The sequence below is a fragment of the Mesorhizobium prunaredense genome (assembly GCF_900156895.1).
Lineage (GTDB): Bacteria > Pseudomonadota > Alphaproteobacteria > Rhizobiales > Rhizobiaceae > Mesorhizobium > Mesorhizobium prunaredense.
On the sequence record NZ_FTPD01000067.1, the window covers coordinates 378,673 to 400,092 of the forward strand.

Annotated in this window: 19 protein-coding genes; 18 read left to right on the forward strand and 1 reads right to left on the reverse strand. The window is 64.3% G+C overall.

Annotated features, from left to right (window positions below):
• Positions 1–102: 102 nt before the first annotated feature.
• Positions 103–387 carry a type II toxin-antitoxin system ParD family antitoxin gene (locus tag BQ8794_RS31070; protein ID WP_027153799.1) on the forward strand — a complete coding sequence of 95 codons (285 nt, stop codon included), beginning with the start codon at positions 103–105 and terminating at the stop codon, positions 385–387.
• Entirely contained in the window at positions 384–677 is a 294-nt protein-coding gene (locus BQ8794_RS31075) for a type II toxin-antitoxin system RelE/ParE family toxin (RefSeq protein WP_077383160.1), read from the forward strand. Before BQ8794_RS31070 ends, BQ8794_RS31075 begins: the two co-directional genes overlap by 4 nt.
• A gap of 26 nt (positions 678–703) precedes the next feature.
• Here the strand turns inward: BQ8794_RS31075 and BQ8794_RS31080 are convergent, their stop codons facing one another.
• The gene (locus BQ8794_RS31080) at positions 704–1,813 is read right to left on the reverse strand and encodes a cystathionine gamma-lyase (RefSeq protein ID WP_077383163.1); all 1,110 of its coding nucleotides are present in this window, start codon (positions 1,811–1,813) and stop codon (positions 704–706) included.
• A 427-nt stretch (positions 1,814–2,240) separates the two neighbouring features.
• Here BQ8794_RS31080 and mraZ point away from each other — a divergent pair, with 427 nt between their 5' ends.
• The 16 genes from mraZ (at position 2,241) to ftsZ (ending at position 21,173) form a co-directional block, all read left to right on the forward strand.
• Entirely contained in the window at positions 2,241–2,699 is a 459-nt protein-coding gene (gene mraZ / locus BQ8794_RS31085; RefSeq protein WP_077383166.1) for a division/cell wall cluster transcriptional repressor MraZ, read from the forward strand.
• Complete coding sequence (gene rsmH, locus BQ8794_RS31090) at positions 2,696–3,742, forward strand: 16S rRNA (cytosine(1402)-N(4))-methyltransferase RsmH (RefSeq protein ID WP_077383169.1); 1,047 nt, start codon at positions 2,696–2,698, stop codon at positions 3,740–3,742. Before mraZ ends, rsmH begins: the two co-directional genes overlap by 4 nt.
• A gap of 4 nt (positions 3,743–3,746) precedes the next feature.
• Positions 3,747–4,139: a cell division protein FtsL gene (gene ftsL, locus BQ8794_RS31095; protein WP_077383172.1), complete on the forward strand. Its 393-nt coding sequence runs from the start codon at positions 3,747–3,749 to the stop codon at positions 4,137–4,139.
• Positions 4,136–5,881 (forward strand): peptidoglycan D,D-transpeptidase FtsI family protein, encoded by a 1,746-nt coding sequence (locus BQ8794_RS31100; RefSeq protein ID WP_244555172.1) that lies wholly within the window; start codon positions 4,136–4,138, stop codon positions 5,879–5,881. Before ftsL ends, BQ8794_RS31100 begins: the two co-directional genes overlap by 4 nt.
• Positions 5,882–5,935: 54 nt before the next feature.
• Complete coding sequence (locus BQ8794_RS31105; protein ID WP_077383174.1) at positions 5,936–7,390, forward strand: UDP-N-acetylmuramoyl-L-alanyl-D-glutamate--2,6-diaminopimelate ligase; 1,455 nt, start codon at positions 5,936–5,938, stop codon at positions 7,388–7,390.
• Positions 7,387–8,820, forward strand: a complete 1,434-nt coding sequence (locus tag BQ8794_RS31110) for a UDP-N-acetylmuramoylalanyl-D-glutamyl-2,6-diaminopimelate--D-alanyl-D-alanine ligase (RefSeq protein ID WP_077383176.1) — start codon at positions 7,387–7,389, stop codon at positions 8,818–8,820. The genes BQ8794_RS31105 and BQ8794_RS31110 overlap by 4 nt, the downstream gene beginning before the upstream one ends.
• 24 nt (positions 8,821–8,844) lie before the next feature.
• Complete coding sequence (gene mraY / locus BQ8794_RS31115) at positions 8,845–9,927, forward strand: phospho-N-acetylmuramoyl-pentapeptide-transferase (protein WP_023798736.1); 1,083 nt, start codon at positions 8,845–8,847, stop codon at positions 9,925–9,927.
• 8 nt (positions 9,928–9,935) lie between these two features.
• Positions 9,936–11,339: a UDP-N-acetylmuramoyl-L-alanine--D-glutamate ligase gene (gene murD / locus BQ8794_RS31120; protein ID WP_077383179.1), complete on the forward strand. Its 1,404-nt coding sequence runs from the start codon at positions 9,936–9,938 to the stop codon at positions 11,337–11,339.
• Positions 11,339–12,490: a putative lipid II flippase FtsW gene (gene ftsW / locus BQ8794_RS31125; protein ID WP_077383182.1), complete on the forward strand. Its 1,152-nt coding sequence runs from the start codon at positions 11,339–11,341 to the stop codon at positions 12,488–12,490. The genes murD and ftsW overlap by 1 nt, the downstream gene beginning before the upstream one ends.
• Position 12,491: 1 nt before the next feature.
• Entirely contained in the window at positions 12,492–13,619 is a 1,128-nt protein-coding gene (gene murG, locus BQ8794_RS31130) for an undecaprenyldiphospho-muramoylpentapeptide beta-N-acetylglucosaminyltransferase (RefSeq protein ID WP_077383185.1), read from the forward strand.
• Positions 13,616–15,022: a UDP-N-acetylmuramate--L-alanine ligase gene (gene murC / locus BQ8794_RS31135; RefSeq protein WP_077383188.1), complete on the forward strand. Its 1,407-nt coding sequence runs from the start codon at positions 13,616–13,618 to the stop codon at positions 15,020–15,022. The genes murG and murC overlap by 4 nt, the downstream gene beginning before the upstream one ends.
• The gene (murB, locus tag BQ8794_RS31140) at positions 15,019–15,984 is read left to right on the forward strand and encodes a UDP-N-acetylmuramate dehydrogenase (RefSeq protein ID WP_077383531.1); all 966 of its coding nucleotides are present in this window, start codon (positions 15,019–15,021) and stop codon (positions 15,982–15,984) included. The genes murC and murB overlap by 4 nt, the downstream gene beginning before the upstream one ends.
• A gap of 303 nt (positions 15,985–16,287) precedes the next feature.
• Positions 16,288–17,214: a D-alanine--D-alanine ligase gene (locus BQ8794_RS31145; RefSeq protein ID WP_077383190.1), complete on the forward strand. Its 927-nt coding sequence runs from the start codon at positions 16,288–16,290 to the stop codon at positions 17,212–17,214.
• The gene (locus BQ8794_RS31150; RefSeq protein ID WP_077383193.1) at positions 17,202–18,143 is read left to right on the forward strand and encodes a cell division protein FtsQ/DivIB; all 942 of its coding nucleotides are present in this window, start codon (positions 17,202–17,204) and stop codon (positions 18,141–18,143) included. The genes BQ8794_RS31145 and BQ8794_RS31150 overlap by 13 nt, the downstream gene beginning before the upstream one ends.
• Positions 18,140–19,447 carry a cell division protein FtsA gene (gene ftsA / locus BQ8794_RS31155; protein ID WP_077383196.1) on the forward strand — a complete coding sequence of 436 codons (1,308 nt, stop codon included), beginning with the start codon at positions 18,140–18,142 and terminating at the stop codon, positions 19,445–19,447. The genes BQ8794_RS31150 and ftsA overlap by 4 nt, the downstream gene beginning before the upstream one ends.
• Before the next feature lie 67 nt (positions 19,448–19,514).
• Positions 19,515–21,173 carry a cell division protein FtsZ gene (gene ftsZ, locus BQ8794_RS31160; protein ID WP_023798745.1) on the forward strand — a complete coding sequence of 553 codons (1,659 nt, stop codon included), beginning with the start codon at positions 19,515–19,517 and terminating at the stop codon, positions 21,171–21,173.
• Positions 21,174–21,420: the final 247 nt, after the last annotated feature.

A 21,420-nucleotide genomic window follows, 5' to 3' on the forward strand; every position in this document is an offset into this window, starting at 1 on the left:
ATTGACTGAATCAGCTTTCACTGGGCTGTGCATCGAGCAAGCGTTTCTTGAAACTGGTACGATTAAATCGTACCATAGGCCGGGCAATATCAGGAGCGCATCATGGGCCAGGTCGACAAACGCAGCATCACGCTTTCGCCGGAACTGGCGGCGGCGGTCGACGATGTGGTCGCCGCCGGCGAATATGCTTCGGCGAGTGAGGTGATCCGCGACGCACTCAGGCAATGGAAGGACCGCCGTGACTTGCACGGCTACACAGTCGAGGAGTTGCGCAAGCTGGTGCAGGAGGGGATCGACAGCGGACCGGCGCTGGACGGGCCGCCAATCATGGAACGACTGCGCGCCAAATATCTGAAAATGGCCGAGGCCAAAGGCCTTGAGGAGTGAAATACCGCCTGCTTCCTCAGGCATTAATCGACCTCGAACTTATCGGCGACTACATTGCCGAACACAATCCTGATGCGGCGATCCGCCTCGTGAACATCCTGGAGAGGCGTTGGGATTTATTGGCCCGGCATCCTTTCTCGGGCGCACCGCGCGAAGACATTGCGCCCGGCATCCGCCATCTGGTCGTCGGCGAATACCTCACCTTGTACCGTGTCGGCGAGGATGCAGTCGAGATCCTGCGCGTGCTGCATGGCCGGCGCAATATCGAAGCCGACGATCTGGCTTCGTGATCGGTTCGTTCAACCGCCGGCGCCGTCTAGCCCCGGGCCAGTGACGCCTCGATCGCCTGCCAAAGCGCTTCCACCGGCTCGCAGCCGACCGACAGGCGAACAAAGCCGGGCGGCACCGCATCACCCCAACGGGCGCGCCGCTCGGCCGAAGAGTGGACGCCGCCGAAGGAGGTCGCCGGCTGGATCAGGGCGCAGGCGCCGATGAACGCTTCGGCCCTGGCCTCACTCCCCAGGTCGAGGCCGACAAGGAAGCCAAAACGTTCCATCTGGGTGGTCGCCAGATTGTGTGAAGGGTCATCCTCCAGTCCAGGAAAGCGGACGGATTTCACGGCTCGATGATTTGTCAGGCGTCGGGCGATCAGTTCGGCCGATCTGCACATGCACTCGAAGCGGACTTCCAGCGTCTCGAGGCCCCGATGGACCAGCCAGGCTTCGAATGGTCCCGGGATGGAGCCCGACAGTTTGCGCCACTCGCGGATGGCGGTGATGATGCCGGCGTCACGGCTGGCGACATGGCCGAACAGCGCGTCGGAATGGCCATTGGGCGCCTTTGTGTCGGCGGCAACGACGATGTCGGCGCCGAGGTCGAGCGGGCGCTGACCGTAAGGCGTCATCGTGGTGTTGTCGGCGACGACCAGCGCGCCGGCCTCGTGCGCAAGCCGCGCCACGCCGGCCAGGTCGCAAATGTCCAGCCCGGGATTGGATGGGGTCTCGACGAACACCAGCCGGAAGCCGGAAAAACCGCCGTCCACAAAGGACTTGGTCGGTCGTGTGTCGAACGACACGCCTAAAGGCTTGAGGAAGCGCTCGGCAAGCAGGCGCGGCGTGTAGTAGCCATCGGACGGCAACAGGATGCGATCGCCTGCCTTGAGCAGGGCGAAGAAGACCGCCGCGATCGCGGCCATGCCCGACGGGAACGCTACGGACGGCGCGTCCTCAAGGTGGCCGAGCATGTCTTCCACCGCCTCCCATGTCGGATTGTCGTAGCGCCCGTACTGGCTGACGCCGGCCGGGCTGCCGGGCAGATGGAAAGTTGTCGTCATTGTCAGCGGCAGCGAGACCGGATCGCCCTTGGCGAGCTTGACGCCACGCAAATGGGCGAGGGTGGCGGCGCGCGACTTCGCTGTTTCGGACATCGTTTTTCGAACCCTGACTTTGAGGAGAAGGATGCGCAGACGCTATGCCGGGTGACACCGGCAGGCAAGCGCTGAACCGCGCCGGAAAACCGCTCTAAACGCTTCGTTAGGCTTAATGGAGCATAAACACGGGAGTGCCGTCAAAGCTGCCCTCATCGGTTGTGGCGCGCGTTTTGTGAAGCCTATTCCCGTTGACGCCCATAGTGCCCCATGATATCCCATTCAGATATTCAAGCCTTCGTTCCGCGTCAGGGTGAAGCGTACGCCAATCGGGCAGCCGCGGCGCCTGCGCGTTTGCCTGTTTTCGCCTTTCGGAACGAAGTGAGTTTTGGGCGGAACGAAGCGAGTTTTGGGCAGGGACCGCGCTGCGGCGGCGCGGGCGGGAAGATGCAGAGGGGTGCGGCGGCGCAAGCGGCCGTAACGCGTAATGGACCGGTTTCTGTCAAGCGCGGTGAACAGGATCGATGCGAAGGGGCGGGTGTCCGTTCCAGCGCATTTCCGTGCGGTTGTGCAGAAGCGCGGTTATTCGGAACTCTATGCGCTGCGCTGCCTGGACCGTCCGGCGCTGGATGTCGGCGGGCTCGACCTGCTCGACCGCTACGAGCAGCGCATCGCGCAGGAAGACCCCTTCCTGCAGACCTCGGACGACATGTCGTTCTTCTGCCATGGCGATGGAACCTTTCTCAAGCTCGATCAGGACGGCCGCATCTCGATGACCGATTTCATCCGCGAGCACACCGGCATTTCCGCGGAAGTGGCTTTTGTCGGCCGCGGCAATTTCTTTCAGATCTGGGAACCTGGGCGGCTAACCGCCTATGGGGCGGAGGCACGCGCCCGGCTTTTGCAGCTTCGGCAGGGGACGAAGCCTGGGGAGCGGCCGGAATGATGGCGGGCTACGGCGATGACCCTCACGCCGTTGGCGGACCGGCCCGTCACATTCCGGTCCTCCTTGCCGAAGTGCTGGAGGCGCTTTCGCCCAAAACTGGCGAGGTGTTCGTCGACGGCACATTCGGCGCCGGCGGCTACGCCAAAGCCATTCTGGCGAGCGGCGCCTCGGTTGTCGCGATCGACCGCGATCCGGATGCGATTGCTGCCGGTCGTGTTCTCGAGCAACAATCGGGCGGCAGGCTCCGGCTCGTCCAGGCGCCGTTCTCGACATTGGACGAGCATGTCGAAAGCGCTGACGGCGTCGTGCTCGACATCGGCATCTCCTCCATGCAGATCGATCAGGCGGAGCGCGGTTTTTCGTTCCGTGCCGACGGACCGCTCGATATGCGCATGGCGCAAGCGGGCTTGAGCGCCGCCGATGTCGTCAATTCTTTCAAGGTGGGCGATCTTGCCCGCATCTTCGGGTTTCTTGGCGAAGAGCGCCATGCCGGCCGCATCGCCCGCATGATTGAAAGCCGTCGCGAAAAACATCCGTTCGAGCGCACGCTCGACCTTGCAGATGCCATTGAGACGCATATCGGCCGCGCGCCGAAGGACAAGATCCATCCGGCGACCCGCGTCTTCCAGGCGTTGCGCATTTTCGTCAACGACGAACTCGGCGAACTGGCCAAAGCGCTGTTTGCGGCTGAACGCGTGCTGAAACCGGGCGGGCGGCTGGCCGTGGTGACGTTCCACTCCCTGGAAGACCGTATCGTCAAGCGCTTCATCGCCGATCGCGCCGATGCGGCGAGCGGATCGCGGCACCTGCCCGAGGCGCAGGCGCGCAGCGCCACATTCAAAAAGATCGGCAGCGGCGTGACGCCCGGTGAGGCCGAGATATCGGCCAATCCGCGGGCGCGCTCGGCAAGGCTGCGCGCTGCGATCCGCACCGACGCGCCGGCGCGCGCCGGCGATTTTTCGATTTTCGGGCTTCCAAAACTTCCTGATCCAAAACTTCCCGGCCCAAAACTTCCCGGCGTCGAGCGGCCGGGAGAGAGGTGAGCACGTGTTTCGTACCAGCGACATAGTCCTTATCGCCGTCATGGTTTCGGCCGCGGCCTTGACCTTCAAGACCAAGCGCGAGGCCGAGGAGCAATTGGCGGCGGTGCACAAGATCCAGGCGCAGATCCGCTACGAGGAGGATACGATCGATCTCCTGAAGGCGGACTGGAGCCTGCTTACCCAGCCGTCGCGCCTGCAAAAGCTGGCCGAGATCTATAAATCGCAACTCGAGCTCGAGCCGGTCAGCGCCCGCCAGATCATCGGGCTGGACGATCTGCCGGCAAAACCCCTTACCATCGAGGACCTTTCGTCCGAGCGGCTGGGCGGCATGGCCGACAGTTCCGGCAAGGAACCGATGGGCAACGACCCCGTGATCACCGGAGGCATCGTCCAATGATCGCCAAACTTGCCAGGGCCGCAAGAGTTCCCTTGCTCGCCAGTCTGCTGACGCGCCGCGCCAAGTCCGGCGACGACGGATCGATTGTGGTCGAAGGCGCCCGCAAGGCGACCGGCGGCAAGGGCAGGACCCGCGTCGTGATGACGATGGCGGTGTTTTTCGGCATCTATCTGACCATCACCGGGCGGCTGGTCTATCTTGGTTTCCAGAACCCCGACCTGTCCGGCGGTCCGCAGAGCCGGGTGACGGCGTCGCGGCCCGACATCGTCGACCGCAACGGCGAAGTTCTGGCGACCGACATCAAGACGGCGTCGCTGTTTGCCGAACCGCGCCGCATTGTCGACGCCGACGAGGCGATCGAAAAACTGGCGACGGTGCTTCCCGAAATCGACTACGAGCAGACCTATCACAAGCTGAAGAGCGGCGCCGGCTTCGTCTGGCTGCAGCGGCAACTGACGCCCAAGCAACAATCGGAGATTCTGCAGCTCGGCATTCCCGGCGTCGGCTTCCGCACCGAAAAGCGCCGCTTCTACCCGGCCGGCGAAACCTCGTCCTACATTGTCGGCCTCACCAACATCGACAACCAGGGCATCTCCGGCATGGAGAAATACATCGACGAACAGGGGCTGAGCGATCTTCAGGCGTCCGGCTTGGCGGTGGCCAAGGATTTGAAGCCGGTGCAGCTCTCGATCGACCTGCGCGTCCAGCATATCGTGCGCGACGAGGTCGCCACCGGCATGGAAAAATACCGCGCAATCGCGGCGGGCGCCGTCGTTCTCAATGTCAAGACCGGCGAAGTGGTCGCGATGGCCTCGGTTCCGGACTTCGATCCGAACAATCCCTATAATGCGCACGACAAGGACCGCTTGAACCGCATGTCGGCCGGCCTCTACGAGATGGGCTCGACCTTGAAGAGCTTTACCACCGCCATGGCGCTCGATTCCGGCAAAGTGACGCTGGAAAGCCGTTTCGACGCTACGCGCCCGATCAGGATCGGCCGCCAGACCATCCATGATTTTCATGGCAAGTCCCGGGTGCTGTCGGTGCCCGAAGTGTTCATCTATTCGTCCAACATCGGTTCGGCCAAGGAAGCCGAAGCGGTTGGTATCGAGGGGCACCGCGAATTCCTGCATCGCCTGGGCATCCTCGAGAGAATGCAGACGGAACTGCCTGAGGTCGCCCGCCCGACCGAGCCCAAAGTCTGGAAACAGGTCCATTCGATCACCATCGCCTTTGGTCACGGTGTGTCGACGACGCCGCTGCAGACGGCGGTCGGCTGTGCCGCGCTGATGAACGGAGGCTATCTGATCCAGCCGACATTCCTGAGACGGGCGCGGGAACAGGCGATGTCGGTGGCCAAGAAAGTCGTCAGCGACAAGACCTCCGAGAACATGCGCTATCTCTACGCACTCAATGCCGAGAAAGGCTCAGGCAGGAACGCCAGGGTTCCAGGTTATCGCGTCGGCGGCAAGACGGGAACGGCCGAGAAGGTTGTCAACGGCCGCTACTCAAAGGACAAGAACTTCAACGCCTTCGTCGCGGCTTTCCCGATGGACGATCCACAATACATCGTGCTTACCATCGCCGACGAACCGAAGCCGGAAAAACCCGGCATGGGTGCGACGGCCGCCTCGAATGCTGGCGTCATGGCTGCAAACATTATCCGACGTTCGGCTTCCATGCTTGGCGTGAAGCCAGATTTCAGCCATGAAAATGGTGCAACGCTGGTTTCCTATCAGTGATTCTGAGGGCGCGCCGGCAACTGCGCGCTATTTTGTTGCTATGAACGGGGTTCGATGAAGCTGAAAGACCTAGCCGGTATCCTGCCTGTCGAGGGGACAGCTTCCTTCGATACGGAGGTTACCGGGATTTCTTCGGATTCCCGCCAGGTAGGACCGGGCGTGGTCTTCTTCGCGCTCGCTGGCACCAAGACCGATGGCGCGGCCTATGCCGCCGATGCCGCCAAGCGCGGCGCCGCAGCGATCGTGGCCGGCAAGGGCAGCGCCGTCGCCGGACTGCCGGTGCTGGTTTTCGCCGTCGACGATCCGCGCTTGGCGCTGGCGCTGAGTGCGGCCCGCTACTTCGGCAGGCAGCCGCAAACCATGGTCGCGGTGACCGGCACCAGCGGCAAGACATCGGTTGCGGCTTTCACCAGGCAGATCTGGGAGCAGTCAGGCTTTGCCGCTGCTTCGATCGGCACAACCGGCGTGGTGGCGCCGCACCGCAACGAGTACGGCTCGCTGACCACCCCCGACCCGGTCGACCTGCACAGGCTGCTGCGCGAACTGGCGGATGCCGGCGTCACCCACGCATCGATGGAGGCCTCCAGCCATGGTCTCGATCAGCGCCGGCTTGACGGCGTGAAGCTCGCAGCCGGCGGGTTCACCAATCTCGGCCGCGATCACATGGACTATCATCCGACAGTCGAGCATTATCATCGCGCCAAGCTGCGCCTGTTCGACGCGCTGCTGCCGAAGGGCGCGCCGGCCGTCATCTTTGCCGACGATCCCTGGTCGGAGCCGACGATCCAGGCGGCAAGGGCCGCGGGACTGGATGTGCTGACGGTTGGCCGCCACGGCGAATTCCTGACACTGAAGCGGGTCGAGCACGAGCGCCACCGCCAACGCGCCGAGGTGGAAGTCGATGGCGTTCTCCACGAGATCGACCTGCCGCTGGCCGGCGATTTCCAGATCGCCAATGCCCTGGTTTCGGCGGGCCTCGCCATCTCCACTGGAACACCTGCCGCCAAAGCCCTGATGGCGTTGGAGAAATTGAAGGGCGCCCCGGGCCGGCTGGACCTTGTTGGCACCACTGCCAACGGTGCGCCGGTCTATGTCGATTACGCGCACAAGCCGGACGCGCTGGAAAACGTGCTGGCCTCGGTGCGGCCGTTCACCACCGGCCGCGTCATCGTCGTGTTCGGCTGTGGCGGCGACCGCGACCGCGGCAAGCGGCCGATCATGGGGGGGATCGCCACGCGGCTCGCCGATGTCGTCATCGTCACCGACGACAATCCGCGCTCGGAAGTGCCCGAAACGATCCGTGCCGCGATCCTTGCCGCTGCACCCGGCGGCATCGAGATCGGCGATCGGCGCAAGGCGATCCACCAGGCTGTCGCCATGCTCCATGCCGGCGACACGCTGATCGTGGCCGGCAAGGGGCATGAGGAAGGCCAGACCATCGGCGCCGAGACGCTGCATTTTTCCGACCATGAGGAGGTTCGCGCCGCGCTCCGGGAGCGCGCCGCATGAGCTTCCTGTGGACGTCAGAGGATCTCGTCGCCGCCATGGGCGGACGACCGCTCGGGCCGATGCCGGAGGGTATCAGCGGCATCTCGATCGACAGCCGCAGCCTTGAGCCGGGCGATGCTTTCTTCGCGATCAAGGGCGAGGCGATGGACGGCCATGATTTCGCGACCGCCGCCATCAAGGCCGGCGCCGGCGTGCTGGTCGTCGCCGAGGGCAAGCTGCCGTCGCTCGGGCGGCTGACGGCGCCGATGATCGTCGTGCAGGACGTGCTGGCCGCGCTGGAAAAGCTGGGGCTGGCCGCCCGCGCGCGCTCGAATGCCAAGATCATCGCGGTGACCGGTTCGGCGGGCAAGACCACCACCAAGGAAGCGCTGCGCCATGTGCTGTCGGTGGTCGGCAAGGTGCACGCATCGGCGCAGTCTTTCAACAACCACTGGGGCGTGCCGCTGACGCTGGCGCGGATGCCTGTGGATTGCGACTATGCCGTGTTCGAGATCGGCATGAACCATCCCGACGAGGTCCGGCCACTGGCCAAGATGGTCCGGCCGCATGTCGCCATCGTCACGCTGATCGCCGCGGCACATCTCGGCTTCTTCCGCAATCTGGACGAGATCGCCAAGGCCAAGGCCGAGATTTTCGAAGGGCTGGAACCGGACGGCGCCGTCCTTCTCAACCGCGACGACCCGCGCTGGAAGCTTCTGGACAAGATGGCGAGAGCCGCCGGCGTCGAGCACATCTACGGCTTTGGCGAGAACGCCCGTGCGACCTTCAAGCTGCTGACATGCGCGCTGCATGCCGATCATTCCGTCATCGCCGCCAAGATCGGCGGTCAGGAGATCACCGCCAGGGTCGGCGCGCCGGGCCGCCACATGGTGCAGAATGTGCTGGCCGTGCTGGGCGCCGCGCACCTGGTCGGCGCCGACATCGCCAGGGTGGCGCTGGCGCTGGCCGATCTTTCGGCCGAACGCGGACGCGGCAAGCGCCATGTGCTGCGCCACCCGAAAGGTCCGATCACGCTGATCGACGAGAGCTACAACGCCAATCCGGCGTCGATGAGCGCAGCAATGGCGCTGCTCAACGCGACGCCGGTGTCGGGCGAAGGCAGGCGCATCGCGGTGCTCGGCGACATGCTCGAGCTCGGCGACCATTCGGCGAAGCTGCACGCGGCCCTTGCCGATCTCATCGTCGGCACCGACACGCGCACGGTCTTTCTCGCCGGCCCGCAAATGCGGGCGCTGGCCGACATCCTGCCTGATGAGTTCGAGACAGAGTATCGCGCCGGCGCAGAGGATCTGAAACTGGTGCTTCTGTCGGCGCTGAAGCCGGGCGACGTGGTGATGATCAAATCGTCGAAAGGCATCGGGTTTTCCAAACTGGTCGACGCACTGCTCAGCAAATTTCCGGCGGCAGCCGCAACCGCCAAACAGACCTAGAGCCAGGTCGGGGGACCGAATCGCATGTTCACACTGCTCGTCGAATTCGCGGACAAGATCTCGGTCTTCAACGTCTTCCGCTACATAACCTTCCGCACCGGCGGCGCGCTGATCACCGCGGCGCTGATCGTCTTCATCTTCGGCCCGGCTATCATCAATTCGCTGAGGCTGCGGCAGGGCAAGGGCCAGCCGATCCGCGCCGACGGGCCGCAGACGCATTTCAAGAAAGCCGGCACGCCGACCATGGGCGGGCTGATGATCCTGTGCGGCATCATCGGCTCGTCGCTGTTGTGGGCGAACCTGTCCAGCATCTATGTCTGGGTGGTGCTGCTGGTGACCCTGGGTTTCGGCTCGATCGGGTTCTACGACGATTATCTCAAGGTGACGAAGCAATCGCATCTCGGCTTTTCCGGCAAGGCGCGGCTGGGGCTTGAATTCGTCATCGCCGGCATCGCCGCCTGGGTGATCATGCACAATGGCCAGGCGCCGTTCTCGTCGTCGCTGACCTTCCCCTTCGCCAAGGAGTTCCTCATCAATCTCGGCTGGTTCTTCATCCCGTTCTCGTGCTTCGTCATCGTCGGCGCCGGCAACGCGGTGAACCTGACCGATGGCCTCGACGGGCTGGCGATCGTGCCGATCATGATCGCGGCGGCGTCCTTCGGCGTCATCGCCTACCTGTCCGGCAATGCGGTGTTCGCCGAGTATCTGCAGATCCATTTCGTGCCCGGCACCGGTGAACTGGCGGTAGTCCTCGGCGCAGTGATCGGCGCCGGCCTCGGCTTCCTGTGGTTCAACGCACCGCCGGCGGCGATCTTCATGGGCGATACCGGCTCGCTGGCGCTTGGCGGCCTGATCGGCACGGTTGCGGTTGCCACCAAGCACGAGATCGTGCTGGTCATCGTCGGCGGCCTGTTCGTCGTCGAGATCCTGTCGGTCATCATCCAGGTCGGCTACTTCAAGATGACCGGCAAGCGGGTGTTCCTGATGGCGCCGATCCACCATCATTTCGAAAAGCTCGGCTGGACCGAAAGCCAGGTGGTGATCCGCTTCTGGATCATCGCCGTCATCCTGGCGCTGGTCGGCCTGTCGACCCTCAAGCTCCGATAGGAGGCCGCTTGATCCCCGCCGCATCCTTCGCAGGCAAGCGCGTTTCGCTCTTCGGGCTCGGCGGCTCGGGGATCGCCACTGCGCGCGCGTTGATCGAGGGCGGGGCGGAGGTGCTCGCCTGGGACGACAATCCCGGCAGTGTCGCCAATGCCGCGGCCGTCGGCATCGCGACCGGCGACCTGCGTGGCGCCGACTGGGCGAAGTTCTCGGCCTTCGTGCTGTCGCCCGGCGTGCCGCTGACGCATCCGAAGCCGCACTGGACAGTGGAACTGGCGCGCGCTTCAGGCGTCGAGATCATTGGCGACATCGAGCTGTTCTGCCGGCAGCGGACCTTGCTGGCGCCGGCAGCGCCGTTCATCGCCATAACCGGCACCAACGGCAAATCGACGACCACGGCGCTGACGGCGCATATCCTGAAATCGGCCGGACGCGACACGCAGATGGGCGGCAATATCGGCCGCGCGGTGATGACGCTCGATCCGCCGGAACCGGGCCGGCACTATGTCGTGGAATGCTCGTCCTACCAGATAGACCTGGCGCCCTCGATCAATCCGACCGCCGGCGTCCTGCTCAACTTGACGCCCGATCATCTCGACCGGCATGGCACGATGCAGCACTACGCCGCGATCAAGGAGCGGCTGGCGGCCGGCAGCGAAACGGCCATCGTCGGTGTCGACGATTCCTGGTGCGCCCAGCTCGCCGATCGGCTGGAGCGGGCGGGCCGGCACGTCATCCGCATTTCGAAGCGCCTGCCGCTCACCGACGGCTATTTCGCCGACGGCACCAATTTGATGGAGGCGGTGCACGGCCGTTACAGCCGCATTGCCTTTCTCGAGGGCATCGGCTCGCTGCGCGGCCAGCACAATGCGCAGAATGCGCTGGCCGCTCTCGCCGCCTGCCTCAAGGTCGGGCTCGAGCTGGGTGAGATCCAGTCGGGGCTGGAGAGCTTTCCGGGGCTGGCGCACCGCATGGAGCAGGTCGGCCGCAAGGGCCATGTGCTGTTCATCAACGATTCCAAGGCGACCAATGCCGATGCGGCAGCGCCCGCATTGTCCAGCTTTGCGCGCATTTACTGGATCGCCGGCGGGTTGCCGAAAGAGGGTGGCATCGAGCCGTTGCGCGGCCTCTTTCCGCGCATCGCCAAGGCCTATCTGATCGGCGAGGCCGCACCAGCCTTTTCGGCGACGCTCGGCGAGGCGGTGCCCTACGAGATCTCCGGCACGCTGGCCGCAGCAGTCGAGCATGCCGCAAGCGATGCGGCCAGGGACGATGGCAACGGCGAGGTGGTGGTGCTGCTTTCGCCGGCCTGCGCCAGTTTCGACCAGTTCAAGAATTTCGAAGTGCGCGGCGAAGCCTTTAGGCAAGCTGCGAGCACTGTTGATGGCGTGAAGCTCATCGGAGGGGCACGATAATGCAAAGCCGTCTCGACAAAAGTCCGGTTGCCACCTGGTGGTGGACGATCGATCGATGGTTCCTGGCTGCGTTCCTGTCACTGATGGGGCTCGGCATCGTGCTGTCCTTCGCGGCAAGCCCGGCGGTGGCCCAGCGCATCGGCCTGGACAGTTTCCACTTCGCCACAAGGCAGATCATCTTCACCATTCCCGCACTTGGCGTGATGCTGGCCGTCTCCTTCCTGGAATCGCGGCAGATCAGGCGCATGGCCCTGGCGATGCTGTGCATCACGCTGGTGCTGATGGTGGCGGTGCTCTACATCGGCGTCGAGGTGAAGGGCGCGCGTCGCTGGGTGTCGCTCGCCGGCGTGTCGCTGCAACCGTCGGAATTCCTGAAGCCTGCCTTCGTCGTCATCTGCGCCTGGCTGTTTGCCGAACACAAGCGCCAGCCCGACATTCCAGGCAACCTGTTCGCCATGCTGCTGCTGGCCCTTGTCATCTCGCTGCTGGTGGCGCAGCCCGATTTCGGCCAGACCATGCTGGTGCTCGGCACCTGGGGGGTGATGTTCTTCATGGCCGGACTGCCATGGCTGTGGATCATCGCGCTGGGCGCAGCCGGCGTCGGCGGCGTGTTTGCCGCCTATACCGTGTTCCCGCATGTCGCCGGCCGCATCGACCGCTTCATGACCGGCGAGGGCGACACGTTCCAGGTCGACATGGGCCGCGATGCGCTGATCAATGGCGGCTGGTTCGGCGTCGGGCCGGGCGAGGGCACCGTCAAGCGGGTGATACCCGACAGCCATGCCGATTTCGTCTACTCGGTGGCCGGCGAGGAGTTCGGACTGATCATGTGCTTCTTCATCATGACCATCTTCGCCTTCATCGTGCTGCGCGGCCTCGGCACCGCGCTCAAGGAGCAGGACGATTTCACACGCTATGCGGTCGGCGGCCTGGTCACGGTCTTCGGTCTGCAGTCGGTCATCAACATGGCCGTCAATCTGCAATTGATGCCGGCCAAGGGCATGACCTTGCCGTTCATCTCCTATGGCGGCTCTTCGCAGATCGCCATCGCAATCTCGATGGGCATGGTGCTGGCGCTGACGCGCAGGCGGCCGGAAAAGCGCAAGCAGTTGGGCTTCGCGCCGTCGCAGCGCGCCATGCCGGCGGAGTGAAATGTCGAGAGGCGCGATCCTTCTGGCGGCCGGCGGCACGGGCGGGCATCTCTTCCCGGCCGAGGCGCTGGCGCACGAGCTGATCAGGCGCGGCTGGACGGTGCATCTCGCCACCGATGATCGTGCCGAGCGTTTTGCCGGCCAGTTCCCGGCCGCTTGCATCCATCCGATCCAGTCGGCGACCATCGGCTCGAAAAACCCTTTCGCCGTGCTCGCCGACTTCTGGAAGATCTGGGGCGGCGTGCGGCAGGCATCGGCGGTGATCGGCCGGGTCAAGCCAGCCGTCGTGGTCGGTTTCGGCGGCTATCCGACGCTGCCGCCGCTCTATGCGGCGACGCGGCGCAAGGTGCCGACGCTGATCCACGAGCAGAACGCGGTGATGGGGCGCGCCAACCGGGCGCTCGCCGGCCGTGTCGATGCCATCGCCGGCGGGTTTTTGCCGGAAGATTCAAGCGCCGCAGGCGCCAGGACGGTGACGACCGGCAATCCGGTCAGGCCGCAAGTGCTGGAGGCGGCAAAGACGCCCTATGCGGCGTCGACCGGGAACCAGCCGTTCCGCTTTCTGGTGTTCGGCGGCAGCCAGGGCGCACAGTTCTTTTCCGATGCGGTGCCGGCGGCGGTTCGACTGCTTTCCGATGCGCAACGCAAGCGGCTTGATATCACCCAGCAGGCGCGTGCCGACGACGTCGAGCGGGTGAAGGCGGCCTATGCCGCCCTTGGCGTCGAGGCTGAGGTGTCGCCCTTCTTCACCGACATGGCGGCGCGCATGGCTGCGGCGCACCTGGTGATGTCGCGGTCCGGCGCATCGACCGTATCGGAAATCGCGGTGATCGGCCGGCCGGCGCTGCTGGTGCCCTATCCGCATGCACTCGACCACGACCAAGCGGCCAATGCCGCCGCATTGGCCGCGGCAGGTGGCGCCGAAGTGCATCCGCAATCGACGCTTTCGTCCGAGCGCATCGCCGCGCTCGTCGGAGCCCTGATGGACGATCCAGAGCGGCTGACGACAATGGCAGCGGCGGCGAAATCGGCCGGAAAACCGGACGCGGCACGGTTGCTCGCCGATCTGACAGAGGCTATTGCGTCGAAGAAAAGCGTATCGGAATTCAGGAAGGAGACGCACGTATGAAGATGCCGCAGACGATCGGCCTCGTGCATTTCATCGGCATCGGCGGTATCGGCATGAGCGGCATCGCCGAGGTGCTGCATAATCTCGGCTACCAGGTGCAAGGGTCCGACCAGGCCGACAGCGCCAATGTGCAGCGGCTGCGCGACAAGGGCATCGAGTGCTTTGTCGGTCATCATGCCGACAATATCGGCGATGCCGAAGTGGTGGTCGTCTCGACGGCGATCAAGAAATCCAATCCGGAGCTGAAGGCCGCACGCGAGAAACTGCTTCCCATCGTCCGTCGCGCCGAGATGCTGGCGGAACTGATGCGCTTCCGGCAGGCGGTGGCCATCGGCGGCACGCATGGCAAGACGACGACGACCTCGATGGTGGCGACGCTGCTCGAAGCCGGCGGGCTCGATCCGACCGTGATCAATGGCGGCATCATCAATGCCTACGGCACCAACGCCCGCATGGGCGATGGCGAATGGATGGTGGTGGAAGCCGATGAGAGCGACGGCACGTTCCTGAAGCTGCCGGCCGAGATTGCCGTCGTCACCAACATCGATCCCGAACATCTCGACCATTACGGCTCCTTCGACAAGGTGCGCGAGGCCTTTCGCCAATTCGTCGAAAACGTGCCGTTCTACGGCTTCGGCGTCATGTGCACCGACCACCCGGAGGTGCAGGCGCTGGTCAGCCGCATCGAGGACCGGCGCGTCATCACCTATGGCGAGAACGCACAGGCGGACGTGCGTTTCATCAATCACCGGATGGATGGCCCGACCTCGGAATTCGACGTGGTGATCCGCGACCGCAAGACCGGCGGCCAGTCGACGATATCAGGCCTGCGCCTGCCGATGCCCGGCCGTCACAACGTCGCCAATGCGACCGCGGCGATCGCCGTCGCGCATGAACTCGGCCTTTCGGCCGAGGCGATCAGGAAGGGCCTGTCGTCCTTCGCCGGCGTCAAGCGGCGCTTTACACGTACCGGTTCGTGGAACGGCATCGATGTGTTCGACGACTACGGCCACCATCCGGTCGAGATCACAGCGGTTCTGAAGGCGGCGCGCGACGCCACCCAGGGCCGCGTCATCGCCATTGCCCAGCCGCACCGCTTCACCCGGCTGCATGATCTGTTCGACGAGTTCTCGGTCTGCTTCAACGATGCCGACACGGTGATGGTGGCGCCGGTCTATGCGGCAGGCGAAGAGCCGATCGACGGAGTGACGTCCGAGGCTTTGGTGTCGCGAATCCGCTCCGGCGGCCATCGCGACGCGCGCTACATCGAAGGCCCCGCGGCGATTGCGCCTGTTATCCGCGACCTGGCCAAACCAGGCGATTTCATCGTCTTCCTCGGCGCCGGCAACATCACCCAATGGGCCTACGCGCTGCCGAGGGAACTCGGCGGGACGGCCTCATGACGCGCGGCCAGGCGTTGATCGACAAGCTTGGCGGCCGGCTTGCCGGCCTGCGCGGTCGCATCACGCCGAATGCCGAGATGGACAAGATCACCTGGTTCCGCGCCGGCGGGCTGGCCGACGCACTGTTCCAGCCGGCCGACGAAGACGATCTCGCTGCGTTCCTGAGAGCAGTGCCCGAAGACATACCGCTGACCACCGTCGGTATCGGCTCGAACCTGCTTGTCCGTGACGGCGGTATTGCGGGCTTCGTCATCCGGCTTTCGGCCAAGGGCTTTGGCGAAGCCGAAGTGATTGCGCCGACCACAATCAAGGCGGGCGCGGCCACGCCCGACAAACGCCTTGCCGCTGTCGCCTATCAGGCTGATATAGGCGGCTTTGAGTTTTACCACGGCATTCCCGGCGCCATCGGCGGTGCGCTGGGGATGAATGCCGGCGCCAATGGCGTCGAGACGCGCGAGCGCGTCGTCGAGGTGCGGGCGCTCGACCGCAAGGGCAATGTGCATACGCTGAGCAACGCCGATATGGGCTACGCCTATCGCCATTCGGCAGCACCTGCCGGGCTGATCTTCACATCGGCGGTGTTCGAAGGCGTCTTGGCAGACAAGGCCGCGATCAAGGCGGCAATGGACGCCGTCCAGCACCATCGCGAGACCGTGCAGCCGATCCGCGAAAAGACCGGCGGCTCGACCTTCAAGAATCCGGAGGGCACCTCGGCCTGGAAGGAGATCGACAGAGCGGGCTGTCGGGGGCTGATGATCGGCGGCGCGCAGATGTCGCCGATGCATTGCAATTTCATGATCAACACGGGAACCGCCACCGGCTACGACCTTGAATATCTTGGCGAGACGGTGCGCACGCGCGTGCTCGAAAGGTCGGGCATCCGGCTGCATTGGGAAATCAAGCGTATCGGCAAATTCCGGCCGGGGCACGAGGTCCAGGAATTCCTCGGACAGTTGCTATAAGGACTCAACAACGCAGTTTTCGAGGCCGTTTTTGCGGAAAGTGAATCTCGCGGAATCGTAAGGACTTGCCAGCGATTCAACTCTCTGATTCTCTGCCCTCAAGCGTTTCCTGATTTGAGTCGTTTCGACGCGTCACCAGCGTTTTTCCGTCAGGGGCAGCCCGCCGGGAGACTTGGGGACTCGATGGTGCAGAAATCATCAGAGCAGGGGCTGCTCCGAGCGTTTGAGTGTATGGCCCATTCCGGGGCGTGTGAGATGCAGACCCGCCGTGAAAGGGCCCGCCGTGAGAGGGAATGACGGGAAATGAAAAGCAAGCACGTGGCCGTCCTTCTGGGTGGATTCTCGTCCGAGCGGCCCGTGTCCTTGTCTTCGGGGAAAGCCTGTGCCGATGCGCTCGAGACGGAAGGCTACCAGGTCACTCGCGTCGACGTCTCGCGCGATGTTGGATCGGTGCTGGCTGAGCTCAAGCCTGATGTTGTCTTCAATGCGCTGCACGGTCCATTCGGCGAGGACGGCACCATCCAGGGCATCCTCGAATATCTTGCCATCCCCTACACCCATTCCGGCGTGCTCGGCTCGGCGCTTGCCATGAACAAGGAACAAGCCAAGAAGATCGCCAAGTCCATGGGCATTCCGGTTGCCGAATCGAAGGTGGTCAATCGCTTCGCCATCCAGGACAAGCACCCGATGAAGCCGCCCTACGTCGTCAAGCCGGTCAATGAGGGGTCGAGCTTCGGCGTCGTCATCGTGCACGAAGGGCAGTCGCATCCGCCGCAGGTCATCGGCTCGTCCGACTGGAAGTATGGCGATACCGTCATGGTGGAGCGCTATGTGCACGGGCGGGAGTTGACCTGCGCGGTGATGGGCGATGTGGCGCTCGGCGTCTGCGAGATCATCCCGACCGGCCATTCCTTCTACGACTATGATTCAAAATACGTCGCGGGCGGATCAAAACACGAATGCCCTGCAAAAATTTCACCGAATATTTACCAAAAAATACAGACACTGACGCTCAGGGCTCACCAAGCTATCGGCTGCCGGGGCGTTTCCCGGTCGGACTTCCGTTATGATGATCGACACTCCGAGAACGGCGAAATTGTCTGGCTCGAGGTCAACACTCAGCCGGGCATGACGCCGACATCCTTGGTGCCTGAGATCGCCGCGCAGGCGGGACACTCGTTCGGCGATTTGTTGAGTTGGATGGTGGAGGACGCTTCGTGTCTGCGTTGAGGTGGGGACAGGGCAAGGGGAAGGGCGCGGCCGGGCCGACGCTGTTCGGTGTGTCGTTGTCGTTCGACCATTTCGTGCTGCCGCGCCTGCTTCGCCGGCCGGCGCGCCTGCTGGCGCGTCTTGGCGAGGACGACTTCGAGGTGCCGCCGTTTTCCGCAGCCGTGCTGTCGGCGGCGCTGCTCGTATCGGGCAGTGCTTATGGCGCCTATCTCGGCGGGCATGTCGACGGTATCGTCCAGGGCATCACCGCCCGCACCGGCTTCGCCGTCGACCAGATCAAGGTCGTCGGCAACCGCGCAACCTCCGAGATCGACATTCTCGACAGGATGCAGCTCGATGGCTGGACGTCGCTGATCGGCTTCGATGCCGAAGCCGCGCGGGAACGCATCGCCACGCTGCCCTGGGTCGAGGTTGCCGCGGTGCGCAAGGTCTATCCGCACATGCTGGAGGTGCGCATCGAGGAGCGTGAGCCCTTCGCGCTCTGGCAGCAGGGCAGCGAGCTTTCGGTCATCGAGCGCTCCGGCGCCGCGATCGCGCCATTCTCCGGCGGCAAGCAGTCGCTGCTGCCGCTGATCGTCGGCACCGGCGCCCCGGCCAAGGCGCCGGATTTCCTAGCCAGGATCAAGAAATATCCAGAGCTTGCCGCACGGGTCAAAGGCTATATCCGCATCGGCGAACGGCGTTGGGACCTGAAGCTGGAAAACGGCATCACGGTCAAGCTTCCCGAGGATGGCGAGGACCAGGCGATCGCCGATCTGGTCAGGATGGACCGAGAGAACGGGTTGCTGACGCGCGATATCGCCGCCGTCGACATGCGCCTTTCCGATCGCCTCGTCGTCCAGTTGACGCCGGAGGCGGCGACGCAGCGTCAGGCCGCGCTCAATGAAAAGCCGAAAATGCCGAAGCGCAAGCCGGAGACGAAGATATGAGCTGGCTTGGCGGCAACAGCGATGCCTCGTCGCGCCGGTCCGGCATCATGACGGTGCTGGATGTCGGTTCGAGCAAGGTCTGCTGCGTGGTGGCCAAGCTCAAGCCGCGCGAGGACGGCATGCTGCTGCGCGGGCGCTCGCATCGCATCCAGGTGATCGGCATCGGCCACCAGAAATCGCAAGGCGTGAAATCGGGTGTCGTCATCGATCTCGACAGGGCCGAGCACGCCATCCGCCTTGCCGTCGATGCCGCCGAGCGCATGGCCGGGCTGACCGTCGATTCGCTGATCGTCAACATGACGGCCGGCCGGCTGAAGAGCGAAAGCTTCTCGGCAACCATCAACCTTGGCGGCCATGAGGCCGACGAGGCCGACATCAAGCGTGTGCTTGCCGCCGGCGCCAAGCAGGCGCTGCGGGCCGAACGCGAAGTGATCCATTCGCTTCCCGTCGGCTTTTCGCTGGACGCCGAGCGCGGCGTGCGTGATCCGCGCGGCATGGTCGGCGACCAGCTCGGTGTCGACATGCACGTGCTGACGGGTGACGCGGCACCGTTGCGCAATCTGGAGCTTTGCATCAACCGTTCGCACCTGTCGGTCGAGCGCATGGTGGCGACGCCCTATGCCAGCGGGCTTGCCGCGCTGGTCGACGACGAACTCGAGATGGGCGCAACCTGCATCGACATGGGCGGCGGCACCACGACGATCTCGATGTTTTCGGAAGGCAAGTTCGTTCATGGCGACGCCATCGCCATCGGCGGCAACCACGTCACGCTGGACATGGCCAAGGGCCTGTCAACCTCGCTCGACGCCGCCGAGAGGCTGAAAGTGATGCATGGCTCGGCGCTGCCCGGCAGTGCCGACGACCGCGACCTGGTCTCGATACAGCCGATCGGCGAGGATGGTGAGGTGCCGCTTCAGATTCCGCGTTCGGTGATGACGCGTATCATCCGGGCGCGCATCGACGAGACGCTCGAACTGTTGCGCGACCGGCTGAACAGGTCCGGCTACGGCAACGCCGTCGGCAAGCGCGTCGTGCTGACCGGCGGCGCCAGCCAGCTTTCCGGCCTGCCCGAGGCAGCGCGCCGCATTCTCGGACGCAATGTGCGCATCGGCCGTCCGCTCGGTGTGGCGGGCTTGCCGGAGGCGGCCAAGGGGCCGGCTTTCTCGACGCCGGTCGGGCTTCTGATCTACCCGCAGATGGCGAATTTCGAGAGCCATCCGGCGAAAGGCATTTCTGGTCTCAGGATGACCGGAACAGGCGGAAAACTGCATCGAATGAGTCAGTGGTTGAGAGACAGTTTTTAAATTGACGGGGACAGCCCCATAGGCGGCCGCAGCGGCGAAGCGGCGGGAAAGGCAAAGGACGGAGACAATGACCATCAATCTGCAAAAGCCGGATATCACCGAGCTGAAGCCGCGTATCACCGTGTTCGGTGTCGGCGGCGGCGGCGGCAATGCCGTCAACAACATGATCACCGCCGGCTTGCGCGGCGTCGAATTCGTGGTGGCCAATACCGATGCGCAGGCGCTGACCATGTCCAAGGCGGATCGTCTGATCCAGCTCGGCGCGCATGTCACCGAGGGCCTGGGTGCGGGGTCGCAGCCGGAAGTCGGACGCGCCGCGGCGGAGGAATGCATCGACGAGATCGTCGATCATCTCTCCAACACCCACATGTGCTTCGTCACTGCCGGCATGGGCGGCGGCACCGGCACGGGGGCCGCGCCTGTCGTTGCACGTGCCGCGCGCGAGAAGGGGATTCTCACCGTCGGCGTCGTCACCAAGCCGTTCCATTTCGAAGGCCAGCGCCGCATGAAGACGGCGGATCTGGGCATCGAGGAATTGCAGAAATGCGTCGATACCCTCATCGTCATCCCCAACCAGAACCTGTTCCGGCTGGCCAATGACAAGACCACCTTTGCCGACGCTTTCGCCATGGCCGACCAGGTGCTCTATTCCGGCGTCGCCTGCATCACCGACCTGATGGTCAAGGAAGGGCTGATCAACCTCGACTTCGCCGACGTCCGCTCGGTCATGCGCGAGATGGGCAAGGCGATGATGGGGACGGGCGAAGCTTCCGGCGAGGGTCGCGCCATGGCCGCCGCCGAAGCCGCGATCGCTAATCCGCTGCTCGACGAGACCTCGATGAAGGGCGCCAAGGGGCTGTTGATCTCGATCACCGGCGGTCGCGACCTGACCCTGTTCGAAGTCGACGAGGCGGCGACCCGAATTCGCGAGGAGGTCGACCAGGAAGCCAACATCATCCTGGGTGCGACGTTCGACGAGGATCTCGAAGGCGTCATCCGCGTCTCGGTGGTCGCTACCGGCATCGACAAATCGGCAGCAGAAATTGCTGCCGCGCCGATCGCCATCCGCACGGCTCCGCCAAAGCCTGTCAGCCGCCCGGCCGCTCCGGTCACGGAAAGCCGTCCGGCGCCTGTCCAGCAGGGAGGCTACGAGCCGCGCGCCGCCGATCCTGTCGCCGAGGCAATCCAGCTCGCCGAGGCGAATGCGGCGGCGATGGCGCGTCCCGCGCCGGCTTCCCAGGCGGAAGATTTCCGCCCGCAGAGCAAGATCTTCCAGGCGCCGCCGGCCCAGCCGCAGCCGATGCTGCAGCCAATGGTTCAGCAAACGATGCAGCCCGCTCCGCAGCGTGAAGTGCTTCAGCCGGCAGCGCCCCAGCGCATGCCGCGCGTCGAGGACTTTCCGCCGGTGGTGAAAGCCGAGGTGGAAGCCAAAAGCCGTCCGGCCGACCACGAGAACAGCGGACCGATGGGACTGCTCAAGCGCCTGACCAACGGCCTTACCCGTCGCGAAGAAGAGCCCGCACGGCTGCAGCCGGCGCAGCCGCGCGAGCCGAAATTGCGCCAGGCGGCACCCGAAGTGCGCCGCCTTGCCAGCCAGGATCCGCAGCTTTACGCGCCACGCCGCGGCCAATTGGACGACCAGGGCCGGCTGACGCCGCAGAGCAGGGCTGTCCAGGAAGACGATCAGCTGGAGATTCCGGCATTCCTGCGCCGCCAGGCCAACTGACCTGTTAACGGACCGTAACAGTTGTTAACAGACAGACAAGAAATTGTTTGCCTGTTAACGCTAAAAGTGCCTGTAAAACAAGGAGTTATGAGACCGTATCCGCTTCGGATCGCGGTTACAGAGAGTAAGAAACCGTGATTTGGAGACTTCCTGCCGGACCACTATCTTCGCCGCGATCAATTTCGGTTTGCTGGGATTCGGGGAAGTGGCCCTGCCTGCCGATCAAAGAGCCGCGCCCTTGGGCTTA